Source organism: Magnetospira sp. QH-2, assembly GCF_000968135.1.
In the GTDB taxonomy this organism is placed as follows: domain Bacteria; phylum Pseudomonadota; class Alphaproteobacteria; order Rhodospirillales; family Magnetospiraceae; genus Magnetospira.
This window is the reverse complement of the sequence record NZ_FO538765.1, coordinates 469,135-484,679: the sequence shown is the minus strand read 5'-3', so window position 1 is coordinate 484,679 and position 15,545 is coordinate 469,135. Positions and strand designations below refer to the sequence as shown.

The window sequence follows — 15,545 nt, the reverse complement described above, 5'->3', positions numbered from 1 at the left end:
ATTGAGATCAGATGACCGAAACGACGATGGATCAGGAAATCACCTTGGTACGGGCCAAGCGGCAGCTCCGCTTCCTCGGCCAAAGCGCCTTGCTCGAGGAAGCCGGCGTTTCGCTGATGTCCAATGCCATGATCGTCATTATCAGCGCGGTGTTGTTCGGCTTCATCGCCTGGGCCCATTTTACCGATGTGGATGAAATAGCCGTTGGATTTGGAGCCGTGGTGCCCTTGTCCTCGGTCCATGTGGTACAGCATCTCGAAGGGGGCATCATCCGAGAGATCCCGGTCAAGGAACGACAGTTGGTGACCAAGGGAACCCCCTTGATCCACCTTGACGCGACCCAGGTGCAATCGGATCTGGATCAGACTCGATCCCGGGAAGCCGTGCTCAAACTGCGCGCCGAGCGCCTGCGCGCTTTGGCCCAGGGACGCGCCCCGGACTACTCCGCTTTCGGAGACGAATACGCCACCTTGGTGGAAGACCAGTTGCAGATCCACCAAGGTGCGGTCCAACGCTTTGATTCCCAGAATCGGGTCTTCGTAGAGCAATTGCAGCAAAAGACCGAGGAAATCCATGCGGTCCGCGAACAGCAGGCAGCGGTCAAACGTCAGATCACGCTCTATGCCGAAGAACAAACCATGCGCCAAGACCTGTTCGACAAGGGGGTCGGATCGAAGCTGAGGGTCATCGAGATCAAGCGCGAAGTGGCGGCGGCGGAAAACGAGATGAGCCGACTGATCGGTCAGGAACGCACGGTGCGCAAGGAAATGTCCGAGGTCAAGGAGCGGATCTCCGACCTGCACCGCACGCAGCAGGAAAATGCCCTCAACGAGATGGGAACGGTCACCGCCGAACTGGCCCAGGTGAGCGACGCCCTGCAACGGATCGAGGACCGTTTACGCCGGCTGGTGGTCTATGCGCCGGTTTCAGGCATCGTCCAGAACCTGCAATTCAGGACCGTGGGCGGGGTCGTACCGGCAGGCGGGCAGATCGTGGAAATCGTCCCGGTGGATGATGAATTGCTGGTTGAAACCCGCATCAGCACCCGCGACATCGGTCATGTGAAGGAAGGCCAACCGGTCACGGTGAAAGTCACCAGTTTCGATTTCGCCCGCTACGGCGCCTTGGAAGGGGATCTGGAGTCGGTCTCCGCCACCACTTTCATCGACGAGCAATCGCAGCAGCCCTACTACAAGGGCATGGTCCGGTTGCACCGGAACTACGTGGGCAACGACCCCAAAAACAACATCATCCTGCCCGGCATGACGGTGCAGGCCGACATCATTACTGGCAATAAAACCCTGCTGGAATACCTGTTGAAACCCATTTACGTCTCGCTTGAGCAGGCGTTCCACGAACGATAACTAGAAGACGGAGGATTGGATCATGGCTGAGCAACAGAACAACCAAAATACAGCCGATGCCCCCCAACAAACCAGTGGCGGTCCCAATGCGGTCGACGCCTCTGAGGACCTGTATCTCGAAGGCAAGGGTTTTGAGTCCCTGGAAGATGGGGAACAGCAGGATCTCTCCGACAGCGCCCCGGATGGCGATGTCATGGATAGCGCGTCGATCCAGAGCGCACCCCGCGAGACTTTTGAACAGATTGTCGGAAACCTCGTCCAGGAAGGCGAGGCCCTGCAACAGACCGCGGAAGTGGTGGCCGACACCGCCGAGCCGCAGGCCGTGGATGGGGAAGTCTCTCCCTATTACATCGGGGAACCGCTTGAGCGCACGCCATCGGAGGACGAGCCTTCCACGCGCCAAGAAACCCAACCGACACCGGACCAAGCCACTGCCGCGCCCAACAGCGCCGATGACCTGCCGCCGGAAGAACCCCTTCTTGACGATGAAGAAGAAGATCAGGGGGAGGCCGCGACCGCCGCGACCGAGGAAACCGCTGCCACCCCGCCCGATGAGGATCCGGAGCCAGAGACCGATCCCGTGGCCCAGACTCCGACCCTGACCATCGAGATTCAGGACGGCTGGGAAGATCTGGCCCTTAAGCTCGATCTGGACGCCACGCTGAATGATAGCGATGGCGCGGAAACCCTTACCATCGCCTTTAACGACGTCCCCGATGGTTTCGGGTTCAGCGACGCCGCGGGCACCCCCTACCCCTCCACCAGCCCGGGCAGCTGGAGCTTCACCGCCGATCAGTTGGAAGACCTTTATCTGACCCGTCCCGAACATTATGCCGGTGATGTTTCCTGGAGCATCGAAGCCGCCGCCACCGAAATCAATGGCGACGTGGCTGCCATCACCGAGGATGTGACGGTGACCGTTGAAGCCATCGCCGATGCGCCGAACCTGGCCGCCGAAGACGTGGCGGGGATGGAAAACACCTGGATTGATCTGGATATCTCCACCTCGCTGGTGGATACGGATGGCTCTGAAACCCTGGGCGCGGTCTATATCGCAGATCTGCCCGCCGGAGCCTTGCTCAATCACGGCACCTTGACCACCGAAGCGGTGACCGATGGCGATGTGACCATTCCCGCCGGGACTTGGAAAGTGGCTGTGGCCGACCTGGACGACCTGCAAGTTCAGCCGCCGAGCAACGATTCCACCGATTTCAATCTGCGCGTCTGGTCCACCACCGAAGACGAGACCTATCCGGGTCAGGCAGGCAGCTATACGGATAGCGCCATCAGCGGGCCTGAAACCTTCCTGGTCGACGTCTCGGTGCTTGCTCCGACCGTCGGCGGCACCGGCTCCGGTGACGAGGACACCTGGGCCGATGTGGATCTCACCGCCTCGGTGACCGCCGCTTCCGGCGACGAAACCCTGACCGTCACCGTGGAGGACATGCCCGCCGGAACCGAGATTCGTCTCGCCGATACAGGCCAGGTATTAACCGCCGATGCCCAGGGCCGCTATGACGTGACCGGCAACCTGGACAATCTTCAGGTTCATTGGACCACCGGCAACCTGGATACGGATATCACCTTCAATGTCCGCGCCTTGGTCACCGATGACGATGGCAACCCGCTGGAAAGCACGGCGGGCGATTCCGCGACCCCGACCAGCGACACCGACTGGAATCAGGCCGTGACCTCGGTCACCGTGACCATCGACGCGGTGGCCGATGCTCCCGACCTGGCGGCCGAAGACGTGGCCGGGATGGAAAACACCTGGATCGACCTGGATGTCTCGGCCAGTCTCACCGATACGGACGGCTCCGAAAGCCTCGGCAGCGTCTATCTGACCGGGATCCCCGATGATGCCTCGCTCAACCATGGCAGCGAGCTGACCAGCAGCGTCACCCTGCCCAACGGAACCACCCTTCCGGTCGGGACCTGGGTGGTGGATCCTTCGGATCTGGCCGACCTCCAGATCCTGCCGCCGACCGATGACTCCACCGACTTCACGGTACAGGTCTATGGTACCAGCACCGAAAGCGACGGCGGGGATTCCGCCGTCACCGGTCCGGTGGATTTCCTGGTCGATGTGTCCCTCCTCGCCCCCACCGTCAGCGGATCGGGCACCGGCAACGAAGATACCTGGATCACCGTGGATCTGGATGCCTCCATCTCCGCCGCCTCGGGCGACGAAACCCTGACCGTCACCGTGGAAGACCTGCCCAACGGCGCGGAAATCCGCTTCGCCGATACGGGCCAGGTTCTGACTCCCGATGCCCAGGGGGTCTACGACGTGACCGGCAACCTGGATAATCTACAGGTCCGTTGGACCACGGCGCATATGGATGACGATATCGATTTCAATGTCCGGGCCCTGGTCACCGACGACGACGGCAATCCGCTGGAAAGCGCTGCTGGGGATTCCTCGACACCCACCTCCGGGACCGATTGGAACCAAGGCCTCTCCGCCGTCAGCGTCACGGTCAAGGCCGTGGCTGACGCCCCCACGCTCAGTGCCAGCGCCGTGGGCGTCGAGGACAAATGGTTTGATCTGAATTTGGACTCTCAGTTGGTCGATCAGGACGGCAGCGAGAGCCTGAGTGTCTCGGTTTTCGATTTGCCAACCGGAGTCACCCTGGGACTGGACGATGGCAATGGCGGGGTGACGCCTCTCACGCCCGACGCCTCCGGTCAGTATGATGTGACCGGCCTCACCGACAGCCTGAAATTGCTGGCCCCCACCGACAGCAACACGGATTTCACTCTCAAGGTCAGCGCCACCAGCACGGAATCCGCCACCGGCGATCAATTGGCCGTGCAGACGGCGACCACCACCAAGACCGTCGCTGTGCAGGTGTTTGGCGATGCGGACACACCCTTTGTAAACGTGGACGAAGTCCCCAAGACCATCGACGAGGATACTTTCTATAACCTGCGCGATACCTTGCAGGTGGATGCGGGCCACGACGACGCCAACGCCGTGAACGGCGGCACCGGGGAAGCGGGCTATCTGGACGGCGCAATGACCAGCACCGACGGCTCCGAGAGCCTGATGTTCCGCATCACGCCCAAGGACTATGACAACGACGGGCAGCGGCTGGCGATCAGCGACGACGATGCCATCAGCGGCGACGAGATCATCACCCCGCAGACCGATGGCTCGGGCCAGGTCTATTGGGAAGTGTCCGCCGCCGATGTGTTTGCGGGCAAGGTCTATGTGGGCGGAGCGAGCAATTGGTCCAGCCCCACCGGACAGGACTCCATCCAGTTCGACATTGTCACCGTCGCCACCGAGGACGATGCCAATGTCGATGATTCCGCCCTCGACGGCACCGGCCTGACACGCCAAGGCTCGGCGACCAGCAGCACCGAAACCTTGACCCTGGTCATTGACCCGGTGGCCGACAAGACCATTGTCACCGCGAGCGATACCGGTAGAGAAGATACCGCTATCCCCGTCTCCCCCAGCTTTGTTTTGGCCGATACGGATGGATCGGAAACCTTGATCGGTGACGTTGTCATTCAGACCAATGACACGGATTTATGGCTGACCGGCAAGCTGATCTATGACGGCAATCCTCTCACTCCGACCTATAATACCGGGACGGGGATGTTCGAATATCGCATCCCGGCAAGCGACTTGACCGATACCAGCGGCGATGGCACCGCCTTCCGTCTCGACGGCCTGACCTTCGAACCGGCGGAGCATTCCGGCAATGACGTGACCTATCAAGTCCAGGTCACCACCCGCGACGTGGACGACAACATCACTCATACCACCACCGCCGACGGCAGCATCCACGTGCGTGGCGTGGCCGATGCCCCCACTTTGCTGATTGATCCGGACGGTGATGGCGTTAGCAATAGTCAGGTAACCGGTACCGAGGATACCTACATTGATCTGGGCCTGGATGCCCAACTGGTGGATACGGACGGCTCTGAATCCCTGGTCAACGCGCAACTGCGCAACGTGCCGGACGACTGGACTGTCGGCTATCTCAATGACCAAGGCCAGTTTACTCAGGCCGGCGGCGGCAACAATGGCCGCTGGAATCTGAATCTCAGCAAACTTGATCAGGTGGTAGTCCGACCACCGGTGGATTCCGATGCCGATGCCGTAGACATCCAGTTCCGCGTTGTCGCCCGCGAAGGCAGCGACTACGCGGTCCGCAATGCCGCCAGCACAACAACTTTCACCGTAATTGTCGATGCGGATGCCGATACCCCGTCGATGATCGTCAAGAATGCCCGGGGCGACGAGGATACCCGCATCGAGTTGGATATCCGTCCGACCCTTGCCGATACGGACGGCTCGGAAAGCCTGTCCATCTTCCTTGGCGACGTGCCCGATGGCGCGGCCTTCTATGACGGCAGTGGCAACGCCGTGGGTACCCGGGTCAGCTTTGATGGCGATGGTCAGCCCGTTGCCAATGCGGGCGGCGCGGTATGGATGTTCAGTGCCGTTGAAGTGGCGGACCTGTTCATACAACCGCCCCAGGATTCCAATGTGGATCTAAGCCTGAGCGTGACCACCCGATCCACCGAGTCTTCGAACCTGGACTATGCCGAGACCACCGGGACCCTTGAGGTCGTGGTGCGCGGTGTTTCCGACGGTCCGCTCATTCCCGATCAAATGATCGATGCCCAGGGCCGTCTGATTGCCACCGGCGACGAAGACAACCTGATCAATCCGCAGTTCGAGCAGTACGGCACGCAGGATATCGACACGTCGGAAACGCTTTCCATCGTCATCAAGGACATCCCCAACGGCGTGGATATTTCCATGACGGCGGGCAACGAGTCCTTCATGAAGTATATCGGCGGCGGCAAATGGTCCATCGATCCGGATCATCTGGGCGATGTGCGCATCGCGGCCCCCAATGACTTTTCCGGCGAGTTCGATATCGGCATCGACCTGATCACCACCGAGGACGATGGCCATACCGCCTCCGATTCTCGTCTTCTCCATGTCACGGTCGAAGCCGAGGCCGATACACCCAGCGTGACCCTGTCCGCCTCGTCCACCGAAGACCTTTGGGGCACGGGTGTCACGGTTTCCATTTCGCCGTCGGTCAATGACACGGTGGCCGGAACCGAGAGCGCCGAAACCATCACCGGGCTTTCGGTCACACTCAACGACGACGCCATTGGCCTGCCCAACGAAGCCGATGTACAGTTCACGTTCCGCGGCCTGTCCATGGGCGACAGCCTGGATCTGAGCGGCCAGGATCTGACCGACTATCTGGCCGACAAATCCCTGCTCAAAGTCACCGGATTGCCCGAGGACTGGTCTGGGGACATCCCCATCTCCACCACGGCCACGGCCACCGATGCCGACGGCTCCACGGCCAGCAAAACCGCCACCACGGTGGTCAAGCTGCAACCCGATGCCGATGCGCCCACCTATAGCCTGACCGGAGCGGTGGATGGCACGGTGGGCGGCAGCCTCGATCTGGGGCTCAGCCTGACCCTCAACGATGCGGACAATTCGGAAAGCGTCTATTTGATCGTCGATGGTGTTCCCAACGGCGTTGAATTGAACCAAGGCTTCAATAATGGAGACGGCACCTGGACGGTTCTTTATGACCCGAGCAATCCGACGGCCCTGACCGCGACCTCGTCCTATGCCGGCGAGGCCACCCTGACTGTGCATCCCTATGTCATCGACCAAGATACGGATGGTGACCGGGATACCCATTTCGATACTACGGGCCTCTCCGTGGATATCCGCTTTGATCCGTCCGGTGGCGGTACCGGATCCGGCCCGATCACGCCCACCGGCGGGGTTGTCGTCGATCCGCCGCAGGTTACGGTCACGCCGGTTTCCGGCACCGAAGACAATACGGTTGTGTTGGACATCGCCGCCGTGGCCAATGGCGCGGGCGACAGTCTGGTCGGCATCGTCATTTCTGATCTGCCCGCCGGGAGCACCCTGTCGGGCGGTTATTACAATCCCCTTTCCGATAGCTGGACCATTGATCCGGCCGATCTGGGCAGCGTGACCATCACGCCACCAGCGGATTTCGCCGGGGAATTGACCCTCGACATCAAGGCCGTGGCCAGTGAAGACGGTGTTTATGAAACCACAAGCCTGGACGATGTGGTGGTGGCCGAACTGGCTCCCGACGCGGATGGTCCGTCCATCTCCGCCGCGACCGGATCCGGCGCCACCTTGGTCGAAGACAACGACATCCCCCTCGATATCGCCTTGGGCTTGCGCGATACGGATGGTTCGGAGTCCCTAGGCTCGGTGGTGACCATCGACGGCCTGCCCAGCGGCGCGGTTCTGATTGATGGGGCGGGCACGCCCCTGACCGCCAATGTCGATGGCTCTTATACAATCGACGTGGCGAATTTGAGCGATATCGGTTTCCGCCCCCCCGCTGACTTCCATGGGTCCGTGACTTTGAATGTCACCGCGACCAGCCTGGATTCTGTCACGGTTGGCGGCTCCGGCGTCACAGATACCGGCAGTACGACCCAGAGCTTTTCCTTCAGCATCGCCGCCGATGCGGATACACCGACGGTGGGAGCGAACGATGTTTCTGGCAGCGAGGACAATAGCATCACCCTCGACCTTTCCGCTTCGTCCCAGGATGCCATTGGTGGTCTGGGCGATTACAATTCGGAATACCTGTCGGTGGTTATCGGCAACGTGCCCGACGGCGCGGTTCTTTCCGGCGCGTTCAATAACAATGACGGCACCTGGACGATCAAAGGCTCCAACATCAATGTTGAGACTGGGGAAATCACTGGAGTTTCGCTGCTGCCACCGGAAAACTTCTCTGGCAACATCGATCTCAGCCTGACCGCCTATAGCCTGGAGCCGAGCAACACGGACATTGCGTCTTCCAGCACCAACTTCATGGTCCAAGTGGCGGGCGTCGCCGATACGCCGGAAATCGATCCGGCAGCGGCAACAGGGGTCGAGGATACTCAAATTGCCGTGAGCCTCAATGCCTCCTTGATGGATGACAGCGAATACCTGTCGATCATCATTGAGGATGTCCCCGATGGCGCGTCCTTTACCGATGGCAATGGCAATGCCGTGGGGATCTTTGGTGGACTTGGCCTTTGGAGCATTCCTTTGGCCCAGGCGGCCACTCTGCACTTCGTGCCGCCGGCCCATGCCTCTGGAGACTATACATTGAGCGCCTATGCCGTCTCCTTGGATGGTAGCGACGCGCAAATGACCCAGAGCATGCCCTTTACCATCACCGTCACCGGCGAGGCCGATACTCCAACCCTGTCCGTCCAAGATGCCGCCGGGGCCGAGGATAGTGCCATTGCCGTTGATCTGTCGGCGGCCCTGGTCGATACCGACGGCTCTGAAACTCTCCAGGTCATCATCGAAGGCGCTCCGGACGATTCGGTCTTCGACACCGCAACCGGCACGGTAGCGCAGTCAGGGGATGGCAAATGGTATCTCGACTCCGACCAACTGAATAATCTTCAGATCCGCACGCCGGATGACTATAACGGCCAGGTCACCCTGACCGTGACGGCTCAATCCACCGAAGGCGGCACCACGGCGGCCACCACTCAGACTCTCACCCTCGATGTGACAGCGGTGAATGATGATCCGACCGCCCATGTGACCGCCAGCGCCCAATCGGTTGTCGGCGCCATCGATAGTCCGATCTTCGTTCTGCCCGACGCGGACATGGCCGGACAGCAGATCTCCTTTGCCGACGTGGATGACAGCGCCATCACCCGCATGGACATCAGCATCGACAATGGGGCCTTGATGGGCGACAGCCTGGGACTCAAGGGCATCGATCTGGGGACCGGAACCACCGGCAATCTGGTGGTGGATGGCACCGATATCACGGTCTCCTACAACGCCGACCTGCAAACCCTTAGCTTCGAGGGAGAGGCCGATTTCAGCACCTATGCGGACCTGGCCGAGAAAGTCGTCTTTACGAATCTGAGCACCGCCATCGAACCGGGCGACCGGGACTTCTCCATCACCATCTATGATGATGAGGGCGGCAGCGGATCGGTCGGGACCCATGCCACCATCGGCGATTTATCCGGAACGATCGGCGTCCAACTCAATGAGGGCGCGCGCCCCGATGTGCTGTGGAGCGAGGACGGCGCGGCAGCGACCGGGACCAGCGATGGCGATCAGTTTGTCTACCACTATGGTGATGGCTCCTGGTCGGTCTCCGGCGGCTCGGGTGTGGATGAGCTGTTCATCATGAATCAGGATGGCCTGGGCGGCGATTGGTCCATCAATCAGGTGGATGCAAACACCTATGCCATCGCCGGTCAGGATCATGCCAGTTGGATGATCCATATCGATCAAGGCAGCGTCGACACCAATGCCAGTTCCGCGACCGAGTTGGCCTTCGACGGTGATGCCTCGGGTACGATCGAACTGGAAAACGGCGCCGTGGTTCAATTCGAGGATCTGGACAAGATCATCGTGTGACGCAAAATCTCGACGACGGGAGGGGGCCTGCCTCCTCCCGTGCCAAGAGTGATCTCAGACCGTAGCCAGTTCGGCGGCGTGAAATCTCAGATGATCCTCGATGAAGGTTCCGATAAAGAAATAGCTATGGTCGTAGCCCTCCTGGAACCGTAGTCGCAAGGATTGCCCCACTTCCGTGCAAGCCTCTTGAAAGACTTCCGGCATCAATTGCTCGGCGAGGAAGGGGTCATCCGTTCCTTGATCGATCAGGATCGGTGGTCGCATGGTACCGCTGCCGCCCTTGCGCATCAGGGCGGTGGCATCATGGTCTTCCCAGGCACTGGAATTGGGACCGAGATAGTTCGTAAAGGCCTTTTGGCCCCAAGGGCACCGGCTGGGCGCACAGATGGGCGAAAAGGCCGAGGTGGAGCGGAACAGACCGGGGTTCTTCAGCCATATGGTCAAGGCCCCATGCCCGCCCATGGAATGCCCCATGATGCTTTGCCGGTGCCAATCCAACGGGAAACTATCGCGGATCAGATCGGGAAGCTCGCGGGTCACATAGCTATCCATATTGTAGTGGCGCCGCCAGGGACCCTGGGTGGCATCCACATAGAATCCCGCCCCCTGGCCCAGGTCATAGGCCTCGTTGTCGGGAACATCCTCGCCGCGTGGCGAGGTATCCGGAGCAACGATGGCCAGCCCCAGTTCCGCCGCCACCCGGTAGGCCCCGGCCTTGACGGTGAAATTGTCCTCGGTACAGGTCAGGCCGGACAACCAGAACACCACCGGCACCAGCTTGCTCCCCGTTTGGGGGGGGAGGAACAGGCTGAACCGCATGGGGACTTGGCAGGTGGTGGAGGCATGGGAGTAGACCCCCAGCCTGCCGCCGAACACCTTGTTCTCGGAATGGGTTTGCAACGGCATCAGTAGAGCACCACCGAGCGGATGGATTCCCCGCGATGCATCAGTTCGAAGGCGTCGTTGATGTCATCCAAGGGCATGGTGTGGGTAATCAGGTCGTCGATATTGATCTTGCCGTCCATATACCAATCGACGATCTTGGGCACATCGGTGCGGCCCCGGGCGCCACCGAAAGCAGATCCGCGCCATACCCGACCGGTTACCAGTTGGAAGGGGCGGGTGGAAATCTCCTGCCCGGCCCCGGCCACGCCGATGATCAGGCTTTCGCCCCAGCCCTTGTGGCAGCATTCCAAAGCCTGACGCATGGTCGAAACATTGCCGATACATTCAAAGGAGTAGTCGGCGCCGCCATTGGTCAGATCGACAATGGCCTCCACCAGGTTATCGACCTTTTTCGGGTTGATGAAATCGGTCATGCCGAACTGCTTGGCCAGGGGAATCTTGCTTTCATTAATGTCGATACCGATGATCTTGTTGGCGCCGACCATCTGCGCGCCCTGAATCACGTTCAGGCCGATGCCGCCGAGGCCGAAAACCACCACGTTGGAACCCGGCTCCACCTTGGCATCGAAAACCACGGCGCCGACCCCGGTGGTCACGCCACAGCCAATGTAGCAGACCTTTTCGAATGGGGCGTCCGGGCGGATCTTGGCCAGGGCGATTTCCGGCATCACCGTGTAATTGGAAAAGGTCGAGCAGCCCATGTAGTGCAGGATCGGGGTGCCATCGATGGAAAAGCGACTGGTGCCATCGGGCATCAGACCTTGTCCCTGGGTCGACCGAATGGACTGACACAGATTGGTTTTGGGGTGCAGGCAATAGTCGCACTCGCGGCATTCAGGGGTATATAGAGGTATCACGTGATCCCCCGGCACCACCGAGGTCACTCCCTCGCCCACCTCGAGCACGATGCCCGCGCCCTCGTGACCAAGAATGGCCGGGAACGCCCCTTCGGGGTCGTCGCCGGAAAGAGTGAAGGCATCCGTATGGCAGATGCCGGTGGCTTTGATCTCGACCAGCACTTCTCCGGCCCGGGGACCTTGCAGGTCCACCTCTTCGATGCTCAATGGGTCTCCGGCTTTGTATGCCACGGCGGCACGGGTTTTCATCGGATGGGTCCTTCCCTGTGGGTTTCGTTGGGCGGGCGGAAATCCATCCCGCCATTCATGAACCCAGTTTACAAACCGTCACGCCATGGCGACAATGGCCCGAACAGGAAAGCAATGTTCCATAGAAAGAACAATCATGAGCAAACACATGGAAGGCACCCGCGAGTTTATCGAGGTGGTGCATCAAGGATCCTTCACCGCCGCGGCCAATAAGCTCGGCGTTGCCAAATCTTTCGTTTCCCGGCATGTCAAAGCGCTGGAGGATCGGCTAGGCCTGCAATTGATGATTCGGACCACCCGGGGCTTCACCCTGACCGAAGCGGGCGAAGTCTACTTCAACCAATGCCGCCAGATTTTCCAGGATCTGGAAGAGCTGGAGAAACGCATTGCCGATCAGAACACCACACCGCGCGGTCCCATCCGCGTGACCGTCGCCGGGGCTTTCGGCGAGGACTACATTGCCCCGCTGGTGGCGGAGTTTCTGTCCGACCACCCGGAAGTATCCGTCCACCTGGAGTTCACCAACCGGACGCTCAATCTCATCGAAAACAATATCGATATCGCCTTTCGCACCGGCTTCGTGGTCGACGGCCCGTTCATCCGACGCAAGCTCTGCGCCTATCCACTGATCACGGTAGCCAGCCGGGAGTATCTGGATCGCAACTCGGTGCCGGAGTCTCCCCAAGACCTGAGCCGCCACAACTGCCTGGTCGGCACCCTGACCCACTGGCGGTTTGATCGCGATGATGATTTTCAGGAATGGCGGATCCATGGGAACTGGCGCAGCAACAATGGCCGGGCACTGATCGCGGCAGCGGAATCCGGTCTGGGTATCGCCCAGGTACCGCTGTTCTACGCCCGGGAGTCCCTCGAACAGGGGCGGCTGGTCCCAGTGTTGGAGCCCTACCTTCGCAACAAGGTTCCCATCTGGGCCCTACAGCCGCAACGGGTCTACATGCCCACCCGGGTGCGGCTATTGCTCGACTATCTGTATCGCTCCTGCCACGACATCGCCGGGGAATGAGAACACGCCCCGGCGACCGGTTCGAGGTCAGGCGTGGGCGGCGGTATGGGCGGCGATGACATCCATCAGCGCCGGCGACAGGCAGTCGTAAGGAGGCAGCCCCAGTTCCCGCAGACGTCCCCGGATGGCCTCCATATCTTTCGGATCGGTTCCGGTTTCGATAATGGAAGAGACAAAGGCGGCAAACTCGGCCGGGGCCCACCCCTGCTCATCGGACAGTTCCGTATGAACGAAATCCAGGCCGTGGAAGGGGTGGGCCTGGTTTTCGATGCGGCCGTACATATGCGTGCCGCACTGGGTGCAGGCATGCCTTTGAATGGCGGCATCGGCATCGACGATGGCCAGTTTCTCCGTGCCGCGGACGACGTTCAAGGAGTCGCGCGGGACAACGGCGACCTGCGAAAACAACGCCTGATCCGGTTTCCAGCATTTGGAGCACCCGCAAACATGATTGTGGGCACTTTGGCTGGAGATCTCGACCACAACGGGGTTGTCCGTGCAGGCACAGGTGAGCGTGCCGCCGGAAAAACCGTCCTTGGCTGGCTTGACACCGCCATCAACGGCGGGATGAATGGATACCATGTTAGAATTCCTCCAATGTTTAATTCTATCTGCACAAATATGCCTCATTTAATTAGGGCATATGATGGCGATAACTATTTTGCTTCACTAAAATAGTTATCCATTTACACTATTTTTTATTTCGTTTTATGATAATACAAGAAGAATAATAGTACAATTTTACTTATATGAACTCACTGTTCTATATTCAGTACGACCCTTTGGCCGAATTCAGGTCCGCTTCCACGTTCCCGATTTCAGTTCCGCGCGCTTCGGCGATCAGGTCGGCAATCCCTTCGCCGGTCAGGCTTTCCAGGAAAGCCACCAACGCCTTTTTTTCCGGTTCCGTCAGGTGGAGTGGCCGCAAGGCGGGGTCCGTTCCCTCGTATTGGAATCCCCCCTGATCATAGAAATCCACCACATCTCTCAGGCGACGCAGGGACCCGTCATGCATATAGGGCGCCGTCAGGGCCACGTTGCGTAGCCCCGGAGTCTTGAAAAGATACATGTCGTCGGGATCATTGGTTACTTCCTTGCGCCCCAGATCCTTCTGCCGGGGCAGCCCCACCGAATCGATGGTCGAGCGGGCCAGGTTGTACACCACACCCGGGGCGACCTGCACGGCCACGGGTCCTTGATCGCTGGGATCGACGATATCCCGCAGATAGCCCAACCCGGTATTGTGCAGTTGCTGATCGGTAAAGACCGTTCCGGTTTCTTCCACGGGGTGGCAGATGGCGCAGCCCGCCTTTCCGGTAAACAGGGCGAACCCTTTTTTTGCCTGATCGGTCAAAGCAGAATCCTGTTTGCCATAGAACCACCGGTCAAAGGGGGAATTGGCCAACAGCAAGGAGCGTTCATAGGCCGCCAGGGCCGATCCCAAGTGGCCAAAATCCACCGGTTCGCCATAGGCCGATTCAAACAGTCCGTCATAGTCCTTGGCCTGGCGGATGGTCTGCAACACGAACCCCACAGACGGATTGGCCATCTCCGCCTGGGCCAGGAGTGGCCCGAAGATCTGGGTTTCAAGGGAATCATCGCGCCCGTCGTGGAACATCAACTCCATATAGGCCACATTGAGAATGGTCGGCGCGTTACGGCGGACCGAGCGGCCCTCCACGCCCACCGAGGTGGCCAACTCATGTTGCGCGAACCCCTGCTCGGGAATATGGCACATGGCACAGGACATGGTGCCATTGATGGATAGCCTGCGGTCAAAAAACAGCTTACGCCCCAGAGCGATACGTTCGGCCATTTTCTCTGCGTCGCCGATGGCAAGGTCCAAAGGTGGAAGACCCAAGGGCGGATGGACGAGGCGCGCCACGGCGGCGCGGTCCGCCTCGTCTGCCCAAGCCCCGACAGGGCAAAGGACCCAAACACAAAACAAGAAGCAAAGGAGCTTCACCGGTGGCTCCGTTGGCTGGACTGGCTTTCCTCCATCAGCAGGGTTTGGATGTCGGTCAGCAACAGGCGCGGATCCAGAAAGCCCAGCCCATAGATATTGCGGACCATTTTTTTCCGATCGATCAAATAGACCCGCAGTTGATGGACAAACAAGTCCGTGGTCGCGCCTTCCTTGCCGGGGCGGCGGGAAACCACCTGATTATAGGACCGCAGGATAGGATCCAGTTGCGCCGTCCCCTCGGTGGTCAAATAGGTCCATGGGGCGCGATCTTCCGGTTCATCGATCCGCCCCCGCACCGCCGCCATCACTTCCGGGGTATCGTATTCCGGATCGAAACTGACGGTGACCAAATTCACATTCTTGGCCAGTTGGGGATCAATGGCGCTGGCATCGGAAAGATCATACATGGCCGACCAGGCCAAGGGGCAGCCGCTGGCATCTGAACAACGATTGTAGATAAAGCTCACCACGGTGATACGGTCCGCCATCACGTCGTGCAGCGTCCGTTTATCGCCGCTGGAATCAAGAACGTCGCCATCGGCGGCCTGCTTGATAACCGGCAATCGATAGCTGCCGGCCTGGGGAGCGTCGAAGTCGAAATTGGCCGAGCGCGAGAAGTCGATCCCCGCCACCTGGGCCGCGGAGGGACCAGATTGCGCGGGGGCACTCAAAGGCAGCATCAGCATCGTCGCCAGGCCGAGTATTGAAGGATATTTCATGGTCATTCCTCCGAAAAAGGGTGCCGGAG

At 59.9% G+C, this 15,545-nt stretch carries 8 protein-coding genes; 3 read left to right on the top strand and 5 right to left on the bottom strand.

The window, feature by feature from the left end:
• Positions 1-11: 11 nt before the first annotated feature.
• Together MGMAQ_RS02430 and MGMAQ_RS02425 are read left to right on the top strand one after the other, a co-directional pair.
• On the top strand, positions 12-1,364 hold the full coding sequence (locus MGMAQ_RS02430) for an HlyD family type I secretion periplasmic adaptor subunit (RefSeq protein WP_046020282.1): 1,353 nt from the start codon (positions 12-14) through the stop codon (positions 1,362-1,364).
• Positions 1,365-1,386: 22 nt separating this feature from the next.
• The gene (locus MGMAQ_RS02425; RefSeq protein WP_046020281.1) at positions 1,387-9,795 is read left to right on the top strand and encodes a hypothetical protein; all 8,409 of its coding nucleotides are present in this window, start codon (positions 1,387-1,389) and stop codon (positions 9,793-9,795) included.
• Positions 9,796-9,849: 54 nt separating this feature from the next.
• On the opposite strand, the gene fghA is transcribed toward MGMAQ_RS02425, so the two are convergent.
• A complete protein-coding gene (gene fghA / locus MGMAQ_RS02420) occupies positions 9,850-10,701 on the bottom strand; it encodes an S-formylglutathione hydrolase (protein ID WP_046020280.1) in 852 nt (283 codons plus the stop codon).
• Entirely contained in the window at positions 10,701-11,807 is a 1,107-nt protein-coding gene (locus tag MGMAQ_RS02415) for an S-(hydroxymethyl)glutathione dehydrogenase/class III alcohol dehydrogenase (protein ID WP_046020279.1), read from the bottom strand. Before MGMAQ_RS02415 ends, fghA begins: the two co-directional genes overlap by 1 nt.
• Positions 11,808-11,943: 136 nt before the next feature.
• Here MGMAQ_RS02415 and MGMAQ_RS02410 point away from each other — a divergent pair, with 136 nt between their 5' ends.
• Complete coding sequence (locus MGMAQ_RS02410; protein WP_046020278.1) at positions 11,944-12,831, top strand: LysR family transcriptional regulator; 888 nt, start codon at positions 11,944-11,946, stop codon at positions 12,829-12,831.
• 27 nt (positions 12,832-12,858) lie between these two features.
• Here MGMAQ_RS02410 and gfa read toward each other — a convergent pair whose 3' ends face one another.
• From gfa to MGMAQ_RS02395, 3 genes are all read right to left on the bottom strand, one after another.
• Positions 12,859-13,413, bottom strand: coding sequence for an S-(hydroxymethyl)glutathione synthase (gene gfa / locus MGMAQ_RS02405; RefSeq protein ID WP_082085221.1), 555 nt, complete (start codon positions 13,411-13,413; stop codon positions 12,859-12,861).
• A 187-nt stretch (positions 13,414-13,600) separates the two neighbouring features.
• Entirely contained in the window at positions 13,601-14,716 is a 1,116-nt protein-coding gene (locus MGMAQ_RS02400) for a cytochrome-c peroxidase (protein WP_148560807.1), read from the bottom strand.
• 77 nt (positions 14,717-14,793) lie between these two features.
• On the bottom strand, positions 14,794-15,516 hold the full coding sequence (locus MGMAQ_RS02395) for an SCO family protein (protein ID WP_158498752.1): 723 nt from the start codon (positions 15,514-15,516) through the stop codon (positions 14,794-14,796).
• Positions 15,517-15,545: the final 29 nt, after the last annotated feature.